The 17,576-nt window shown below is 70.4% G+C and carries 15 protein-coding genes; 6 read left to right on the plus strand and 9 right to left on the minus strand.

Translation table 11 applies throughout. The features are described 5' to 3' along the window. Positions 1 to 1,035 (minus strand): mechanosensitive ion channel family protein (locus H8R17_RS06145; protein ID WP_187822112.1); only part of this gene is annotated, 1,035 nt, incomplete at its 3' end. A 116-nt stretch (positions 1,036 to 1,151) separates the two neighbouring features. On the opposite strand from H8R17_RS06145, the gene H8R17_RS06150 reads away from it, so the two are divergent. Continuing rightward, complete coding sequence (locus H8R17_RS06150) at positions 1,152 to 1,721, plus strand: dienelactone hydrolase family protein (RefSeq protein ID WP_187822113.1); 570 nt, start codon at positions 1,152 to 1,154, stop codon at positions 1,719 to 1,721. Positions 1,722 to 1,837: 116 nt separating this feature from the next. On the opposite strand, the gene H8R17_RS06155 is transcribed toward H8R17_RS06150, so the two are convergent. From H8R17_RS06155 to H8R17_RS06170, 4 genes are all read right to left on the minus strand, one after another. After that, positions 1,838 to 3,508: an alkaline phosphatase gene (locus H8R17_RS06155; RefSeq protein WP_187822114.1), complete on the minus strand. Its 1,671-nt coding sequence runs from the start codon at positions 3,506 to 3,508 to the stop codon at positions 1,838 to 1,840. A gap of 90 nt (positions 3,509 to 3,598) precedes the next feature. Beyond that, positions 3,599 to 4,423, minus strand: coding sequence for a DsbA family protein (locus tag H8R17_RS06160; RefSeq protein WP_187822115.1), 825 nt, complete (start codon positions 4,421 to 4,423; stop codon positions 3,599 to 3,601). Positions 4,424 to 4,515: 92 nt separating this feature from the next. Then, on the minus strand, positions 4,516 to 5,223 hold the full coding sequence (locus tag H8R17_RS06165) for a hypothetical protein (RefSeq protein ID WP_187822116.1): 708 nt from the start codon (positions 5,221 to 5,223) through the stop codon (positions 4,516 to 4,518). Between the two features lie 97 nt (positions 5,224 to 5,320). Beyond that, positions 5,321 to 6,682: a DUF2252 domain-containing protein gene (locus tag H8R17_RS06170; protein ID WP_187822117.1), complete on the minus strand. Its 1,362-nt coding sequence runs from the start codon at positions 6,680 to 6,682 to the stop codon at positions 5,321 to 5,323. 236 nt (positions 6,683 to 6,918) lie between these two features. Between H8R17_RS06170 and dnaE the strand changes: the two genes are divergently transcribed. Beyond that, the gene (gene dnaE / locus H8R17_RS06175) at positions 6,919 to 10,458 is read left to right on the plus strand and encodes a DNA polymerase III subunit alpha (protein ID WP_187822118.1); all 3,540 of its coding nucleotides are present in this window, start codon (positions 6,919 to 6,921) and stop codon (positions 10,456 to 10,458) included. Between the two features lie 119 nt (positions 10,459 to 10,577). Here the strand turns inward: dnaE and H8R17_RS06180 are convergent, their stop codons facing one another. Further along, complete coding sequence (locus H8R17_RS06180; protein WP_187822119.1) at positions 10,578 to 10,742, minus strand: hypothetical protein; 165 nt, start codon at positions 10,740 to 10,742, stop codon at positions 10,578 to 10,580. 222 nt (positions 10,743 to 10,964) lie between these two features. Between H8R17_RS06180 and H8R17_RS06185 the strand changes: the two genes are divergently transcribed. From H8R17_RS06185 to H8R17_RS06200, 4 genes are all read left to right on the plus strand, one after another. Next, entirely contained in the window at positions 10,965 to 12,176 is a 1,212-nt protein-coding gene (locus tag H8R17_RS06185) for an NYN domain-containing protein (RefSeq protein ID WP_187822120.1), read from the plus strand. A 253-nt stretch (positions 12,177 to 12,429) separates the two neighbouring features. Further along, positions 12,430 to 13,404 carry an ABC transporter ATP-binding protein gene (locus H8R17_RS06190; protein WP_187822269.1) on the plus strand — a complete coding sequence of 325 codons (975 nt, stop codon included), beginning with the start codon at positions 12,430 to 12,432 and terminating at the stop codon, positions 13,402 to 13,404. An 88-nt stretch (positions 13,405 to 13,492) separates the two neighbouring features. Continuing rightward, positions 13,493 to 14,314 carry an ABC transporter permease gene (locus H8R17_RS06195; RefSeq protein ID WP_187822121.1) on the plus strand — a complete coding sequence of 274 codons (822 nt, stop codon included), beginning with the start codon at positions 13,493 to 13,495 and terminating at the stop codon, positions 14,312 to 14,314. Positions 14,315 to 14,370: 56 nt separating this feature from the next. Beyond that, positions 14,371 to 15,099, plus strand: coding sequence for an AAA family ATPase (locus H8R17_RS06200; protein WP_316959329.1), 729 nt, complete (start codon positions 14,371 to 14,373; stop codon positions 15,097 to 15,099). A gap of 583 nt (positions 15,100 to 15,682) precedes the next feature. On the opposite strand, the gene ybaK is transcribed toward H8R17_RS06200, so the two are convergent. The 3 genes from ybaK to H8R17_RS06215 all read right to left on the minus strand — a co-directional run bounded on the left by ybaK (position 15,683) and on the right by H8R17_RS06215 (position 17,576). Next, positions 15,683 to 16,195, minus strand: coding sequence for a Cys-tRNA(Pro) deacylase (ybaK, locus tag H8R17_RS06205; RefSeq protein ID WP_187822122.1), 513 nt, complete (start codon positions 16,193 to 16,195; stop codon positions 15,683 to 15,685). Between the two features lie 104 nt (positions 16,196 to 16,299). Further along, positions 16,300 to 16,743 (minus strand): hypothetical protein, encoded by a 444-nt coding sequence (locus tag H8R17_RS06210; protein WP_262505063.1) that lies wholly within the window; start codon positions 16,741 to 16,743, stop codon positions 16,300 to 16,302. Between the two features lie 92 nt (positions 16,744 to 16,835). After that, positions 16,836 to 17,576, minus strand: a complete 741-nt coding sequence (locus H8R17_RS06215; protein ID WP_187822123.1) for an LON peptidase substrate-binding domain-containing protein — start codon at positions 17,574 to 17,576, stop codon at positions 16,836 to 16,838.

Genomic DNA, 17,576 nt, shown 5'->3' on the forward strand with positions numbered 1-17,576 from the left:
CGGCGGCAGGACCGCGTCCGCGGCGTTGACGCGGGGCAGCGCGTAGGGGTGCTCGTCGGCCAGCCAGCGGATCAGCTGCTCGCGTACCGTGACCCGGACCGTCCAGATGTCGTCCGCGTCCTTCGCCGTCGCCAGGGCGCGTACCTCCATGGTGCTCGGCGTCGTGTCCGTGACGACCAGACTGTAGTCCCGGCCGTCCCAGGCGGGGCACTCGCGCAGGATGTCGCGGAGCCGCACGCGCATCGCCTCCATGGGCGCCGAGTGGTCGAGCTGGAAGTAGACGACTCCGGTGATCTGGGCACCGCCGCGCGACCAGTTCTCGAATGGCTTCGACGTGAAGTACGACACGGGCATCGTGATCCGGCGCTCGTCCCAGGTGCGTACCGTCAGGAACGTCAGCGTGATCTCCTCGACCGTGCCCCACTCGCCGTCCACCACGACCGTGTCGCCTATGCGCACCATGTCGCCGAAGGCGATCGTCAGTCCGGCGAACATGTTGCCGAGCGTGGACTGGGCGGCGACACCGGCGACGATGCCGAGGATGCCCGCCGAGGCCAGCAGCGAGGCGCCCGCCGCGCGCATCGCCGGGAACGTCAGCAGCATCGCCGCCACGGCCACCACGCCGACGACCGCGGAGACCACCCGCATGATCAGCGTCACCTGCGTGCGCACCCGGCGGACCCGCGCCGGGTCGCGCTGGGTACTGGCGTACTTGGTGTACGACGTCTCGACGACAGCGGCCGCGATGCGGATCACCAGCCAGGCCGCCGACCCGATCATGACCAGCGTCAGCACCCGGCCGATGGCGACGTCGTGGTCCTCCAGCACCTGCGCCTCGTCGTACGACGCCCCCAGCAGGGCCGAGCACAGCACGAGCTGGTACGGAATGCGGCCGCGGCGCAGCAGGCCCCACAGCGGGGTCTCGCCGCGGCGTTCGTCGGCCCGGCGCAGCAGGCGGTCGGTGGCCCAGCCGATGACGAGAGTGAGTGCGACCGCACCACCGATGACGATCACCGGGCGGAGTAGGTTCTCCATGCCCTCGAACGTAACCGGGCCGGTGTCGCCACGAACATGCGCCCCCGGAACTACCGGGAGCTCCCTGGTGAAGCGGCGCGCAGGGCGTTGTCGTACCCGGCTGGCACCATGGCCTCATGAACATCGTGCTCTTTCACTCGGCCTTCGGTCTCAGACCCGCCGTGCGCCAGGCCGCGGACCGCCTGCGTGAGGCCGGTCACCAGGTGTGGACGCCGGACCTCTTCGAGGGACGGACGTTCGACACGGTCGAGGAAGGCATGGCCCACCAGGACGAGATCGGCAAGGACCAGTTGCTGAAGCGGGCGGTGCTGGCCGCGGCGCCGTACTCGGAGCGGGGGCTGGTGTACGCCGGGTTCTCGCTCGGGGCCGCCCTCGCACAGACCCTGGGCCTCGGCGACGAGCAGGCGCGCGGGCTGCTGCTTCTGCACGGCACGTCGGACCTCGCGCCGAACGTCGCGCTGGACGGCCTGCCGGTGCAGTTGCACGTGGCCGAGCCGGACCCGTTCGAGCCGGACGACTGGCTGAGCGCCTGGTACCTGCAGATGGGCCGGGCCGGCGCCGACGTCGAGGTGTACAGATACGCCGGGGCCGGTCACGTCTACACCGATCCGGACCTGCCGGACTACGACGCCGAGGCCGCCGAGGCCACCTGGCGGGTTGCGCTCGGCTTCCTCGGCAGTCTCTAGGCGGCGGCCACACCGGTCGGCCACACCGGTCGGCCACACAGGTCGGCCAGACAGGGTCGACCACGAGGCGTCGGCCACGAAGGGTCGGCCACGAAGGGTCGGCTACAGGGGGTTGGCTACACGGGGTCGTAGGTGCGCTCGGCCTTCTGCGTGCCGCTGCGGGTGCGGTACGAGCGGGCCCATGACGACGCCGCGTTCGGGTCGGTCCGGCCGGACAGGACGTAGTAGTCCATCTGCGCGCGCTCGGCGGTGAGGTCCAGGACGCCGTAGCCGTGGCGGTCGGTGTCGACCCAGTGGACGTGCCGGTTGGCGGCCTGGATGACCGGCGCGGCGACCGCGGAGACGCTGCCCTCGGGCGCCTTCAGGATGTCGTCGAGGTTGTCGGAGGTGACCGACGTGACGACGAACTCGGTGGCGGCGGACGGGGACAGCGGGTACGTCCCGGCGTCCACCGGCACATCGTTGGCCCAGGCCATGTGGATGTCGCCGGTCAGGAAGACGGTGTTGCGGATCGCGTTCGCGCGCAGGTGGGCGAGGAGTTCGCGGCGGTCGTCGGTGTAGCCGTCCCACTGGTCGGTGTTGAGGGCGAGCCCCTCCTGCGGCAGCCCGAGCAGCTTGGCGAGCGGCTTGAGCAGGTCGGCGGAGAGCGAGCCGAGCGCGAACGGCGAGACCATCACCGAGGTGCCGACCAGCCGCCACGTGGTGTCGGAGGACGTCAGTCCGGCCTTCAGCCAGTCGAGTTGGGCCCGGCCGGTGATCGTGCGGTCCGGGTCGTCGACCTGGCCGTTGCCCACCGGCACCTGCTGGGAGCGGAAGGTGCGCAAGTCGAGCAGCGACAGGTCGGCCAGCTTGCCGAAGCGCAGGCGGCGGTAGGTGGTGCCCGCGATCGCCGGGCGGACCGGCATCCACTCGAAGTAGGCCTGCTTGGCGGCGGCCTGGCGCGCGGCCCAGGTGCCCTCGGCGCCCTCGGTGTGGTTCTCGGCCCCGCCCGACCAGGCGTCGTTGGCGAACTCGTGGTCGTCCCAGATGGCGATGACCGGCGCAGCGGCGTGCAGGGCCTGCAGGTCAGGGTCGCTCTTGTAACGCCCGTGCCGGGTGCGGTAGTCGGCCAGGGTGAGGATCTCGTGGGCGGGCGCGTGCGGCCGTACGACGGTGCCGCGCGTGCCGTACTCGCCGGTGCCGTACTCGTAGATGTAGTCGCCCAGGTGCAGCCAGGCGTCCAGGTCGCCGCGGGCGGCAAGGTGGCGGTACGCGGCGAAGTGGCCGGCCTCCCAGTTGGCGCAGGAGACCACGCCGAAGCGCAGGCCCGCTACGGCGGCACCGGCGGCGGGCGCGGTGCGGGTGCGGGCGGCGGGGGAGTCCTTGCCGCCGGCGGAGAAGCGGAACCAGTAGTCGGTGGCGGGCTCCAGGCCGCGGATGTCCGCCTTGACGGTGTGGTCGGAGGCGGCGGTGGCGACGGTCGAACCCTTGGCGACGACGGTCGTGAACGCCATGTCCCGGGCGACAGTCCAGCCGACCTCGACGTCCGGGCCGAGCCCGGAACCGGGTATCGCCTCGGGCGTGGGCGTCACGCGGGTCCACAGCAGGACGCCGTCGGGCAGCGGGTCACCGGAGGCGACACCGTGCAGGAAGGCGGGGACCGCGGCAGCGGCGTCGGCGGGCAGGGAGGCGGCGAGCGGGCCGGCCAGGACAGCGGCGGCCGCCGTGGCCTTGACGACCGTACGGCGGCGCGGGAAGCGGAAGACAGGCGAGTCGGCGGTCTCGGATGATCTGTATCGACTGGTCACGGCCGATCAGGTTACTGATCGGTACCAGCGAGAGCGGGCGAACTCGGGAAAGTTCGCCCGCTCTTCAGCGCGCGGTCAGGGACCGGCGGTTCAGGCCTTGAGCGCCGCGTCGATCGCGGTGTTGAACTCGGCCACCGTCATGGGGGCGCTCTGGCCGTCGCTGCCGGTGACCTTCTTGCCGTCCATGATCAGGGTCGGGGTTCCCTGGAAGCCGTACTTCTTGCCGTCCGTGTCGAACTTCTCGCTCATGAGCAGCGCCCACTTGTCGTAGGTGCCGTCCTTCACGGCCGTCTGGAACTTCTTGTTGTTCTTCAGGGCGTCGACCGTGTTCGCCACCTTGATCAGGTAGGAGTCGTCCTTGAACTTGTCGTCGGTCTCCTCGGGGTGCCACTTCGTCGAGTAGAGCGCACTCTTGTACTGGAGGAAGGCTTCGGGGCTGACGTTCAGGGCGGCGCCCAGCGCGCTGAGAGCGTTCTTGGAACCCTCGCCCGGCTGGGTGGTGTCGATGAACGTCGCGCCGATGAACTGGATCTTGTATTTTCCGTCCGCGACATCCTTGTCCACCGTCGAGCCGACACTCTGCTCGAAATGCGCACAGATCGGGCAGCGCGGGTCCTCGTACATCATGAGGGTCTTCTTGGCGCTGGGCTTGCCGATGACGACGGTCGTGCCGTTCGCGCCGCTGGTGTTGGCCGGCTTGACCAGCTTGTCGTCCTTCGCGGCCTCCCAGTGACCGGGCTTGTTGCCCTGGACGAGGGCGTAGCTGATGCCGCCGGCTATCGCCAGGACGCCGACGATGGAGCAGGCGACGACGAGCTGCCGCTTGACCTTCGCGCGCTTGGCCTCGCGCTCGCGCTGGGCCCGCAGCCGCTCCCGCGCCGCCGTCTTCGCCGCCTGGCTGTTCCGCTTGCTCATGGTGATGTTCTCCGTGGGACGCGCACACATCGTGTGCGGAATGCGTATGAGGGACTGCTCGTACTCGGGGCTTGATCGCGTGAAGCGGTACTTCACGCGAAGACGGCCGGGCACGGCGGTCCGCGACGTCCCAGGGAGTGCGTGAGGATCAGATCGCGGGCGGCGGTCGCGCGGCAGGCGGGGCGCGGCGAGGGCCGGCGCACGGCCGGAGCCCGCCGCACGGTGACCGCTGACACCGCCAGCAGCAGGGGGCGGACCGCTGTCGAAGCCGCGACCGTCACCGCCCGCAGCAGTTCCGCCAGCGCCCGCTCGCCGCGGCGCAGCCAGGCGGCGGCGAGCAGGCCGACGCCGACGTGCGCGCCGAGCAGCAGCCAGGGCGTGGCCGGGCCGGCATGGGCGAGCAGGGTCGCGAGCCGTTCGGGGCCGGAGCCGCCGGTCACGCCGGCCAGCGGGGCGCCGATGCCGGTGCCGTTGCCGCACAGCACGTCGAAGCCGACGGCGCGCAGCGGTCCGGCGACCGGGCCGCCCGCCCTGCCGTAGCAGACGTGCTGGCCGGTGGTGAAGACGGTGTCGGCGGCCAGCTCCAGCGGGACCAGCAGTGCGGCGATCCGCCCGAAGGAGCGCTCCCGGCCCGCCAGCGCGTAGGCGATGACGAACACGGCGGCGGCGATCGCGGCCACCGTGTTCAGCGGCAGCGGGACCCGGGACAGCAGCACGTGCGACGCGGTGCTGAGCGTCACGACCACGGCCGTGAACAGCGCCGCGCGTACGGCTCTGAGGTGGATCCCGGATATGTCCATAGCGATAGGAGAGTGTGTCACGCCGGCCTGTAAGAGACCCCTAAAGGGTCCCTGTGCGAGGCCGTCGGGCCATGGGTTTCCGGTCAGGTTGCGTCCGTCACAGACCGGGGATCCGGCCGTTGCGGAACAGGTCCACGAAGATCTGGTGGTCGGCGCGCGCGCGTGCGCCGTAGCCGTGCGCGAAGTCGACCAGGAGCGGCGCGAAGTCGCTCTCGTCGGCCGCGATCGCCGCGTCGATGGCCCGCTCCGTGGAGAACGGCACCAGGGACTCGCCGGAGGTGTCGTCCGCCGCCGAGTGCATCGTGGCCGTGGCCCGGCCGAGGTCGGCGACGACGTGGGCGATCTCCTCCGGGTCGTCGATGTCGCCCCAGTCCAGGTCCACCGCGTACGGCGAGACCTCGGCGACCAGCTGGCCCGCCCGGCCCCCTCCCTCTTCGATCTCCGTCCAGCCCAGCCACGGGTCGGCGTGCGCCTGGAGGGCGCGCTGGGAGATCACCGTGCGGTGGCCCTCGTGCTGGAAGTAGTCACGGATCGCCGGGTCCGTGATGTGCCGGGAGACGGCCGGGGTCTGGGCCTGCTTGATGTAGATCACGACGTCGTTCTCCAGGGCGTCGCTGTGGCCCTCCAGGAGGATGTTGTACGACGGCAGCCCCGCGGAGCCGATGCCGATGCCGCGGCGGCCGACGACGTCCTTCACGCGGTAGGAGTCCGGGCGGGCCAGCGAGGCGTCCGGGAGCGTCTCCAGGTAGCCGTCGAAGGCGGCCAGCACCTTGTAGCGCGTGGCCGCGTCCAGCTCGATGGAGCCGCCGTCCGGCGCGAAGCGGCGCTCGAAGTCACGGATCTCGGTCATCGACTCCAGCAGCCCGAAGCGGGTCAGCGAGCGGGCGGCACGCAGCGCGTCCAGCAGCGGGCCCTGCGCGGTGTCCAGCGTGAACGGCGGCACCTCGTCGCTCTTGGCGCCGGTGGCCAGGGCATGGATCCGCTCGCGGTACGCGCCCGCGTAGATCTGCACCAGCTCGGTGATCTGCTGGTCGCTGAGCGCCTTCGCGTACCCGATGAGTGCCACGGAGGCGGCGAAGCGCTTGAGGTCCCATGTGAAGGGGCCGACGTACGCCTCGTCGAAGTCGTTGACGTTGAAGACCAGGCGGCCGTGGGCGTCCATGTACGTGCCGAAGTTCTCCGCGTGCAGGTCGCCGTGGATCCACACGCGCGAGGTGCGCTCGTCCAGGTACGGGCCGCTGAATGTCTTCCCGCCACCCCGCCCGGCGTTGTCGGCCTCCAGGTCGTGGTAGAAGAGGCACGCCGTGCCCCGGTAGAACGCGAACGCCGAGGCCGCCATCTTCCGGAACTTCACGCGGAACGCGGCCGGGTCGGCGGCCAGGAGCTCGCCGAAGGCGGTGTCGAAGACGGTGAGGATCTCCTCGCCGCGGTGCTCGACGCTGAGCTGCGGGACCGACATCGCTGGGTGCCTCCTGGTGCAGGTGGTGCGTGACATGAAGGGCGCGGATCCTCCGCACCGGCTGGCGCGGACCGTCCGCTCGGATCAACGTTCGACGGTACGCGGGAGTGCCCGCGACCCTCGCATGAAGGTACGCGGGGACGGCCCGCGAGTGTCAGTGCCGAGGCATAGACTTCGACGCTGTCCCCCCAGACTGTCCGCAGCCTGTCGCCCGGCGTTTCTCTTGGAGGCCGAACGTGTCGAAGCCGCCGTTCACGCACCTGCACGTCCACACCCAGTACTCGCTGCTGGACGGTGCCGCGCGGCTGAAGGACATGTTCAACGCGTGCAACGAGATGGGCATGACGCACATTGCCATGTCCGACCACGGCAACCTCCACGGGGCGTACGACTTCTTCCACTCCGCGCAGAAGGCCGGAATCACCCCGATCATCGGGATCGAGGCGTATGTCGCGCCCGAGTCGCGGCGCAACAAGCGCAAGATCCAGTGGGGCCAGCCGCACCAGAAGCGGGACGACGTCTCCGGTTCGGGTGGTTACACCCACAAGACGATGTGGGCCGTGAACAAGACGGGCCTGCACAACCTCTTCCGCCTCTCCTCCGACGCCTACGCCGAGGGCTGGCTGCAGAAGTGGCCCCGGATGGACAAGGAGACCATCTCCCAGTGGTCCGAGGGGATCGTCGCCTCCACCGGCTGTCCCTCCGGAGAGGTGCAGACCCGGCTGCGCCTCGGCCACTTCGACGAGGCCCTGAAGGCGGCCGCCGACTACCAGGACATCTTCGGCAAGGACCGCTACTTCCTGGAGCTGATGGACCACGGCATCGAGATCGAGCGCCGGGTCCGCGACGGGCTGCTGGAGATCGGCCGGAAGCTCGGCATCCCCCCGCTGGTCACCAACGACTCGCACTACACGTACTCGCACGAGGCGACCGCCCACGACGCCCTGCTGTGCATCCAGACCGGCAAGAACCTCTCCGACCCGGACCGCTTCAAGTTCGACGGCACCGGCTACTACCTGAAGTCCACGGACGAGATGTACGCCATCGACTCCTCGGACGCCTGGCAGGAGGGCTGCGCCAACACGCTCCTCGTCGCCGAGATGGTCGACACCACCGGCATGTTCGAGAAGCGCGACCTCATGCCCAAGTTCGACATCCCCGAGGGCTACACCGAGGTCACCTGGTTCCAGGAGGAGGTCCGCCGCGGCATGGAGCGCCGCTTCCCGGGCGGCATCCCCGAGGACCGCCAGAAGCAGGCCGAGTACGAGATGGACGTCATCATCTCGATGGGCTTCCCCGGCTACTTCCTCGTGGTCGCCGACTTCATCATGTGGGCCAAGGAGAACGGCATCGCCGTCGGCCCCGGCCGGGGCTCGGCGGCGGGCTCGATCGTCGCGTACGCCATGGGCATCACCGACCTCGACCCCATCCCGCACGGCCTGATCTTCGAGCGGTTCCTCAATCCCGAGCGCGTCTCCATGCCCGATGTCGACATCGACTTCGACGAGCGCCGGCGCGTCGAGGTGATCCGGTACGTGACGGAGAAGTACGGCGCCGACAAGGTCGCCATGATCGGCACGTACGGCACCATCAAGGCCAAGAACGCGATCAAGGACTCCGCGCGCGTGCTGGGCTACCCGTACGCGATGGGTGACCGCATCACCAAGGCCATGCCCGCCGACGTCCTCGGCAAGGGCATCAACCTCGACGGCATCACCAACCCCGAGCACCCCCGCTACTCGGAGGCGGGCGAGGTGCGCGGGATGTACGAGAACGAGCCGGACGTGAAGAAGGTCATCGACACCGCCAAGGGCGTCGAGGGACTGGTCCGGCAGATGGGCGTGCATGCCGCCGGTGTGATCATGTCCAGCGAGACCATCACCGACCACGTCCCGGTCTGGGTCAGGCACACCGACGGCGTGACCATCACGCAGTGGGACTACCCGAGCTGCGAGTCGCTCGGCCTGCTGAAGATGGACTTCCTGGGCCTGCGCAACCTGACGATCATGGACGACGCCGTCAAGATGGTGAAGTCCAACAAGGGCCTCGACATCGACCTGCTGTCGCTGCCGCTGGACGACCCCACGACCTTCGAACTGCTCCAGCGCGGCGACACCCTCGGCGTCTTCCAGTTCGACGGCGGCCCCATGCGCTCCCTGCTGCGCATGATGAAGCCCGACAACTTCGAAGACATCTCCGCCGTCTCGGCCCTGTACCGGCCGGGCCCGATGGGCATGAACTCGCACATCAACTACGCCCTGCGCAAGAACGGCCAGCAGGAGATCACCCCGATCCACAAGGAGCTCGAAGAGCCCCTCAGGGAGGTCCTGGACGTCACCCACGGCCTGATCGTCTACCAGGAGCAGGTGCAGAAGGCCGCCCAGATCATCGCCGGTTACTCGCTCGGCGAGGCCGACATCCTCCGCCGCGTGATGGGCAAGAAGAAGCCGGAGGAGCTGGAGAAGAACTTCGTCATCTTCCAGGCCGGCGCCCGCAAGAACGGCTACAGCGACGAGGCCATCCAGGCCCTGTGGGACGTGCTGGTGCCCTTCGCCGGCTACGCGTTCAACAAGGCGCACTCGGCGGCGTACGGCCTCGTCTCCTACTGGACCGCGTACCTGAAGGCCAACCACCCCGCCGAGTACATGGCCGCGCTCCTGACCTCCGTCAAGGACGACAAGGACAAGTCGGCGGTCTACCTCAACGAGTGCCGTCGCATGGGCATCAAGGTGCTGCCGCCCAACGTGAATGAGTCGATGTCCAACTTCGCGGCGCAGGGCGACGACGTGATCCTCTTCGGCCTGTCCGCCGTGCGCAACGTCGGCACCAACGTCGTCGAGTCGATCATCCGGTGCCGCAAGGCCAAGGGGAAGTACCAGTCCTTCCCGGACTACCTCGACAAGGTCGAGGCGGTCGCCTGCAACAAGCGCACCACCGAGTCGCTGGTCAAGGCCGGCGCCTTCGACTCCATGGGGCACACCCGCAAGGGCCTGATCGCCCAGTACGAGCCGATGATCGACAACGTGGTCGCGGTCAAGCGCAAGGAGGCCGAGGGCCAGTTCGACCTCTTCGGCGGCATGGGCGAGGAGGCCGGCGACGAGCCCGGCTTCGGTCTCGACGTGGAGTTCTCCACCGACGAGTGGGACAAGACCTATCTGCTCGCCCAGGAGCGGGAGATGCTCGGTCTGTACGTCTCCGACCACCCGCTGTTCGGCCTGGAGCACATCCTGTCCGACAAGGCCGACGCGGGCATCTCCCAGCTCACCGGCGGTGAGCATGCGGACGGCGCGGTCGTCACCATCGGCGGCATCATCTCCGGGCTCCAGCGCAAGATGACCAAGCAGGGCAACGCCTGGGCCATCGCCACCGTCGAGGATCTCGCCGGCTCCATCGAGTGCATGTTCTTCCCGGCCACGTACCAGCTGGTGTCGACCCAACTCGTCGAGGACGCGGTGGTGTTCGTCAAGGGCCGCCTGGACAAGCGGGAGGACGTGCCGCGGCTGGTGGCGATGGAGCTGATGGTCCCCGACCTGTCGAACGCGGGCACCAACGCGCCCGTCGTCCTCACCATCCCGGCAACGCGGGTCACCCCGCCGATGATCAGCCGCCTCGGGGAGATCCTCACGCACCACAGGGGCGACAGCGAGGTGCGGATCAAGCTCCAGGGGCCGACCAAGACGACGGTGCTGCGCCTCGACCGGCACCGTGTGAAGCCGGATCCGGCGCTGTTCGGCGATCTGAAGGTGTTGTTGGGGCCGTCGTGCCTGGCGGGCTGACGGCAGGCTCTCGTTGCGCGGGCTGACGGAAGGCTTTTGACGTGCGAGAGGGGCGCACCCCGTTACGGGGTGTGCCCCTCTCATCTGTGCCTGGGTCTCAACAACCCGTTATGGAGATGTCAGTTGTGCCCGAAGCGCTTCTGCCGGCCCTTGCGGGCCATGTCGCCGGGAGTCACCTGCGGCGCGCGCGGCTCGGACTGCGGCTCCAGCGAGATCTGCTCGGCCTGCTGCCCGCCGCGCGCGGACTGCGGCTGCCTGCGCTCCTGCTTCTTGTTCTTGGCCATGGTGATGCCTCCTGTGGGGAATCTAGGGGCCAGGGCCGGGACCAGATTCACATAGGCCGACAAGGGACGCATTTCGGATAATTACCGTGCGTGACAGGGATTGTCGCGGAGCGAAGTCCGGAAACGCCACGCCGAAGATCGAGTTCCGGCCGTTAACCCCCGCGCTGTCGGGCAGACTCGAAGCAAGCCCGAAGCAAACCTCCCGGAAAGAGGGTGGATCGCGTGGACCGCTGCATCGTCCTGGTGGACGCCGGGTATCTGCTGGGGGCCGCCGCCAGTCTCCTTGCCGGGGAGCCCTCGCGGTCCCGCATCACCGTCGACCACTCCGCCCTCATCCAGGGGCTGCGGGAGCGCGCCGAGTCCGACACGCAGCAGCCCCTGCTGCGCATCTACTGGTTCGACGGCGCCCCCGACCGCGTGCCACAGCCCGAACATCGCAGACTGCGCGTGATGCCCCGGGTCACCGTCCGGCTCGGCGCGCTGACCCGCAGTGACGGCCGCTGGGCGCAGAAGGGCGTGGACGCCGCGATGCACGCCGAGCTGACCGAGCTGGCCCGCAACCGCGCCTGCTCCGACGTCGTCCTGGTGACCGGCGACGGCGACCTGCTGCCGGGCATGATGGCCGCCAAGGAGCACGGTGTCGCCGTACACCTGTGGGCCGTGCAGGCCGCCGACGGCGACTACAACCAGTCCGAGGACCTGGTCGCCGAGGCCGACGAGCGGCGCGTGCTGGACCGTACGTGGATCACCAAGGCCGTCCGCGCCAAGGAGCTCACCGGGGTGTGCGCGCCGCCGCCCGCGCCCCGGCCGGAGATCGCCGCGATCCTCTCCGCGCCGCTGCCCGAGTCCGCGCTTGCCGCGTCGGCCGAGCGGACCGCCGAGGAGCCGCGGCATCCGGCGGCCGCGGCCGCGCCGAACGGTGCCGAGGAGCGGGTGCCGGCGCCCAAGGGCGTGCCCACGCCGAAGGATCTGGCCGCCCTGCGCGCGCCCGGTACGCAGCCCGCGCAGCATCCCGCGACCGCGACGCTGCGCTGGTCCTCGGACAAGGGCTGGGTGGACCGGCCGACCGCCGAGCCGCCCGAGGCCGCGTCCATGCCGACGCTGGCGCAGCTGACCACGGCGGAACAGCGATGGGCGGACCGGGAGGAGGACATCACGACCGTCGGCGGGGATCCGTTCGAGGTGGGGCAGGTGTTCGCGCGGCGGTGGGTGGAGCGGTTGGGCGAACAGAGCCAGCTGCAGAAGCTGTCCGGGATGTATCCGCGCGTCCCGCACCGCATCGATGGGGAGCTGCTGCGGTATGCGGCGCGGTTCGGGCTGCTCGCGCACAAGGACGATCAGATCGACGAGCGGGACCGGTATGCGATCCGGGCCGGGTTCTGGCGGGAGATCGATGTGCGGACGGGGGTCGAGCGGTCGACGGTGGGGGAGTGACGTATCGGATGCGGTGATTTCAGCACCGCGGGGCTGCGCCGTCGTGGCCTGGCGCCGTTGCGGCGGAATTTTCTTTCCGGCGGGTGAGGGGGGAAGCGGCCGTCTTTGCCGGTGGGTGGGGTGTTGTGGCTGTCTTTACCGGTGGATTTCCGGTTGCCGACCGACCCGAGGGCAGGTGTGGGGAATCGACCCCGTAGGCTCGTCCCTTGTGAGTACGCGCGCGGTACAGGCTCTTCGGCACGGTGGTGAGGTCGTGTGCGCGGTGCGCGGGGTGGCCAAGACCTATCCGGCCGTGCGCGGGCGGCGCGGGGCGCCGGGGACGCCGGCCGTGCGGGCCATCGATGACGTGAGGCTGGACATCCGGCGCGGTGAGATCTTCGGGCTGCTGGGGCCGAACGGCGCGGGCAAGTCCACGCTCGTCCGGCAGCTGACCGGGCTGATGCGGCCCGACTGCGGCAGCGTGGAGATCCTCGGGCACGACATCGTGCGCCACCCGGAGCGGGCCTCGCGGATCCTCGCCTACCTGGGCCAGGAGTCGACCGCGCTCGACGAGCTGACCGTGTCCCTCGCCGCCGAGACCACCGGGCGGCTGCGCGGCCTGGAGGCGCGGCAGGCACGGGCCGAGCGGGACGCCGTGCTCGACGAGCTGGGGCTCGCGCCGATCGCCGGGCGCCCGCTGAAGAAGCTGTCCGGCGGACAGCGGCGGCTGGCGTGCTTCGCCGCCGCGCTGGTCGGGGAGCGGCCGCTGCTCGTGCTCGACGAGCCGACCACCGGGATGGATCCGGTGGCGCGGCGGGCGGTGTGGTCCGCGGTGGATCGGCGGCGGGCCGAGCGGGGGACCACGGTCCTGCTGGTCACGCACAACGTCATCGAGGCCGAGACGGTCCTCGACCGGGTCGCCGTCCTCGACCGGGGCCGGGTGATCGCCTGCGACACGCCGTCCGGGCTGAAGGAGAAGGTCGCCGGCGAGGTCCGCGTCGACCTGGTGTGGCGCGAGACGGCGCCGTTGCACGTCCCCGAGGTCGCCGCGCTGCGGGACCGCGCCGTGGAGTCGGGCCGCCGCTGGACGCTCCGGCTCGCGCCCGAGGAGGCGCGCGCGGTGGTGGCCACGGTCACCGGCGGCGCCGCCTTCGCCGCCCTGGACGACTTCACCCTGACCACGCCCAGTCTGGAGGACGTGTACCTGGCGCTGGGCGGTGCCGCCCGGCAGGGGCTGGTGAGAGCTTGAGCGTCAGGGCCTTGAGTACGCAGGCCGCCGCATCCGTACGCAATTGGGCGACTGCCGGAGGAAACCCTAGGAAAGGGAGCAGCGCGACGTGAGTGTCGTACCCGCCGATGTCCTGCCGGGCGGTGTCCTGGCCGTGGAGGAGGCCCCCGAAGGTCAGGCCGAGCTCGGACCGCGGGCGCGGCTGTGGCCGTCGCTGGGGGCCGTGTACCGGGCGCAGCTGTCCCGGGCGCGGGTCGCGCGCATTCCGCTGCTGTTCGTGGCGACCTTCCAGTCGGTCGGGATCATGATCCTGATGCGCGGGGTGGTGGACGACGGGAGCGAGGCACAGGCGGTCGTCGCCGGGTCGGCGGTCCTGGTGGTCGCCTTCGTCGCGCTGAACCTGCTGGCGCAGTACTTCGGGCAGCTGCGGGCCAGCGGCGGGCTCGACCATTACGCGACGCTGCCGGTGCCGCCCGCGGCGGTGGTGCTGGGGGCGGCGGGGGCGTACGCGTCGTTCACCGTGCCCGGGACCATCGTGACGGCGGTGTTCGGGTGCGTGCTGTTCGGTCTGCCGGTGGCGCATCTGTGGGTGCTGGCCGCGGTGATCCCGCTGGCCGGGGCCGCGCTCGCCGGGCTGGGCGCGGCGCTCGGGCTGCTCGCGCCGCGGCCCGAGCTGGCCACGTTGCTCGGGCAGCTGGGCATGTCGGCGGCGCTGCTGCTGGGGGTGCTGCCGGCCGACCGGATGCCGGAGGTGGTGCGGTTCGCGCGGGATCTGCTGCCGTCGACGTACGGCGTGGAGGCGTTCGCGCGGACGTTCGGGCCGCATCCCGACTGGGCCTTCGTGCTCGGTGATCTCGCGGTGTGCGGGGTCGTCGGGGTCGTCTCGCTGGCCGTGGCCACGTGGGCCTACCGTCGGGCGGCCGTCCGGTGACGGGCGAGGCGTCCTCCGATGGCGCGGCGCACAGGCGGGCCTGGCACGATGGCAGGGTGACCGCTCCGCTGACTCCGCCCCCACCCCCGCATGAACAGTCCTCCGCACAGTCCTCCGACCAGCCTTCTGGCCAGTCCCCCCGGCACTCGCACGACGTGTGGCAGACGCCGGCTGCCGGGTACGCCCATCCCGCGCCCCGGGAAGAAGTGGGGTACGGCTCGGACGGACAGGACGGTCCCGGGATGAAGACCGAGGTGCGGGAGGCTGCCTTGATCACGGTGGCCGTGGCGCTCGGTGGGGTGCTGCTGGGCGTGCTGTGGTGGTGGCTGGCGCCGAGCGTGCCGCTCGTCGGTGACGTGGTGGGCGAGAACTGGGTCGTCTACCTCAAGGACACCGAGGGTGAACAGGCGGTCGGGGTCGACGGTACGTTCACGTTGCTCGCACTGGCCTTCGGCTTGGTGAGCGCGGTCGCCGTGTTTCTGGTACGGCGGCGTGGGGGTGTGCCGCTGGTGGCGGCGCTGGCCGTCGGGGGACTGCTCGGGTCGCTGCTGGCCTGGCGGGTCGGGGTGTGGCTCGGGCCTGCGCAGGATGTGGTCGCGCATGCGAAGCATGTGGGGAAGGGTGTGACGTTCTCGGCGCCGTTGCAGCTGGGGGCGAAGGGGGCGTTGCTGGCGTGGCCTGTGGCGGCGTTGGTGGTGCATCTGGGGTTGACGGCGTTGTTCGGGCCGCGGGATCCGGAGCCGGCGTATGTGCAGGGGCCGTACGGGGAGTCTTCGGGGGCGTAGGTTTTCGGGCGACGGGGGTTCGTAGCTGCTCGACGGAGAGTGTGCACGAGGTCGAGTTAGCTCGATCGTGTGATGGTCCGCCCGCAGGCTTGCGGTGCCCTGGGCCGTCCGGGTTAGCGTGATCGTGCGATCTGGGACGCCGGGTGCGGTGCCAGCGTGCGGGGCCCCTGCTCCACCGGAGCGATGGTTCAGGGCCTCCCCGTCGCCTCTGGCCGCATCCATAGGCCAGGTCGTGAGGGACTCCGCCCTTCCGGATCGGACCACGGACAGGATCTGTGTCGCTGCCCGGTTGCGAAAGCGGACGACCAGTGCGCCCAAGACCGTTCGGGGCGTGCCAGTGGGCGGACTCACTCCCGCTCACTGCAAAGGAACGGTTGGTGCGGCGGCTTGGCCGTGCATTGCCAGGTGCCAGGCGTTGGTGCCGGCCGGGGGGTGGGTTCGCTCGCCCGCGCCGGCGGGGTGCCTCCCCCCACGCTCGAACGTGCTCGCGCGGGGGCACCCCCATCGCCCACCCGTGCCGCCCTCGGGGTACCTCCCAGGCCTTAAGGCACTGCCAGCCGAGAAGAGACCGCCGGTCGAGGCTTTATGCACGCCCGATGGGAGCGAGCACCGCGTCCGTCAGCTTGGCCAGGTCGTCGGGGGAGAGCTCCACCTCCAGGCCCCGGCGGCCCGCCGAGACGCAGATCGTGGGGTGGGCGGAGGACGAGTCGTCCAGGACCGTGGGGAGCTTCTTGCGCTGTCCGAGCGGGGAGATGCCGCCGCGGACGTAGCCCGTGGTGCGTTCGGCCAGGGCAGGGTCGGCCATCGTGGCGCGTTTGCCGCCCACCGCCGCCGCCAGCGCCTTCAGGTCCAGCTGGCCCGCCACCGGGGCCACCGCGACCGTCAGGGCGCCGTCGACGTCCGCCACCAGAGTCTTGAAGACGCGGTCCGGGGAAACGCCCATCGCCTCGGCCGCCTCCTCGCCGTAGGACGGGTGGGAGGGGTCGTGGTCGTAGGAGTGCACGGTGTAGTCGACCCCGGCCGCCGTCAGGGCCACCGTGGCGGGCGTGCCGCCCGCGCCCTTGTCTTGCTGATTCTTCGCCTTCTTCTTCGCCATGGACCCTGATCATCCCAGACTGGCGAACGGGAGCGCCCCCGCCCGGAGTTGTCTCCGGGCGGGGGCGGTACGACAGGGCGCTGTGGTCTGCCGCGGTCAGTGCCTCAGCAGGTGGCCCAGGGAGTCTCGAACGTCCCCTGGCCGTCGACCTTCATCACGCCCTTCCAGTCTATGTCGCACCGGTAGCTGAAGGTCCACCTCTCGAGGGCCCGCTCGCCCGACTTGATGGTCCTCTTCGCGGCGAACGAGCTTCCGCCGTTGGTCGTGCGGTGCCCGAGGCTGGCCTTGATCGACGAGCCGGACTTCTTCAAGTAGAAGACCGAGACGCTGCTGGGCTGCACGTTCAGGGAAATGCAGAGCTGCCCGCTGCTCAGGACGGTGCACTCGACCCGGTCCTGGGCGCGCTCGGCCGCTGCGTGCGCGGGCACGGACAGGAGTGACGAGCTGAGCGCCACACCGGCGGCGACGGTCATGATCCTGCGACGGCTCATGTGGGTGTTCCCCCTTGGATCTGTGGTCATGGCCATGATCGTGGCCAGGTCGGCCATGATCTTAAGCCTGAAGATCGCGCCGCTTCCGCAGATTTTTGGCCGTCTCGTGGCCGATTCTTCTTGATATGCCGTCGAGCCGCTCGCCGGCCTCAGTTGAGGCTCGTCGGCCCGCGCGTCAACTCCGACGCCGGCAGGGACGGGAGGTTGCGGATGATGGCCGTCTCCGCGCGCAGGAGCCGCAGCTCGTCGCGCAGCCGGGAGGCAGTGTCCGGGGCCTGGAGCAGGCGCTGCTTGGTCGGGGTGTCGTGCATCATCGCGGCGGCGACCAGGTAGGAGACCACGCCCGGCTCGTCGGGCAGGTCGGCACCGGTCGCCAGGGATCGTTCCCGCGCGCCCGCCAGCCGCTTCTGGTACTGGCGGAAGGCCCGCAGCACGCCCTCGGCCAGAGCCCCGGCCTCGTCGCCGGGCTCCTCGGCCAGCGGCTCCAGCTCGGCCGTCAGGAACGGCCCCGACGCGTCGATCGACCGCAGCCGTACCCGGGTCGTCCCGGTCGCCAGCACCTCGAATGTGCCGTCGGGTCCCTCCCGGATCGTCGCCGCGTCCGCCACGCAGCCCACCTTGTGGAAGGCCTTGGCCGGGTCGGGGCCGAAGCCCGCCGTGGGCCCGCGCTCGCGCAGGGCCGTCTGGTCGGGCATGCCGGGCGCGCTCGGCGCCACCTCGAGGCCGTCGCGGATCGCCACGACGGCGAACCGGCGCGGTTCGTCCTCGGTGGTCTTCAGCAACTCGCGCATCATGGCGCGATACCGCTCCTCGAAGACGTTGAGTGGTAGCACGAGCCCCGGGAAAAGCACCGAGTTCAGCGGGAAGAGTGGGAGCCGGACGGTGGTCAC

It is taken from the genome of Streptomyces sp. TRM68367 (genome assembly GCF_014495685.1).
Lineage (GTDB): Bacteria > Actinomycetota > Actinomycetes > Streptomycetales > Streptomycetaceae > Streptomyces.

What these genes read in the sequence shown, in the direction of transcription:
- H8R17_RS06170 (WP_187822117.1), bottom strand. Translation starts at nt 6,682, where the DNA reads ATGTCGGTCCCGCAGCTCAGCGTCGAGCACCGCGGCGAGGAGATCCTC.
- H8R17_RS06160 (WP_187822115.1), bottom strand. Translation starts at nt 4,423, where the DNA reads ATGAGCAAGCGGAACAGCCAGGCGGCGAAGACGGCGGCGCGGGAGCGG.
- H8R17_RS06165 (WP_187822116.1), bottom strand. Translation starts at nt 5,223, where the DNA reads ATGGACATATCCGGGATCCACCTCAGAGCCGTACGCGCGGCGCTGTTC.
- H8R17_RS06210 (WP_262505063.1), bottom strand. Translation starts at nt 16,743, where the DNA reads ATGGCCGACCTGGCCACGATCATGGCCATGACCACAGATCCAAGGGGG.
- ybaK (WP_187822122.1), bottom strand. Translation starts at nt 16,195, where the DNA reads ATGGCGAAGAAGAAGGCGAAGAATCAGCAAGACAAGGGCGCGGGCGGC.
- H8R17_RS06150 (WP_187822113.1), top strand. Translation starts at nt 1,152, where the DNA reads ATGAACATCGTGCTCTTTCACTCGGCCTTCGGTCTCAGACCCGCCGTG.
- H8R17_RS06180 (WP_187822119.1), bottom strand. Translation starts at nt 10,742, where the DNA reads ATGGCCAAGAACAAGAAGCAGGAGCGCAGGCAGCCGCAGTCCGCGCGC.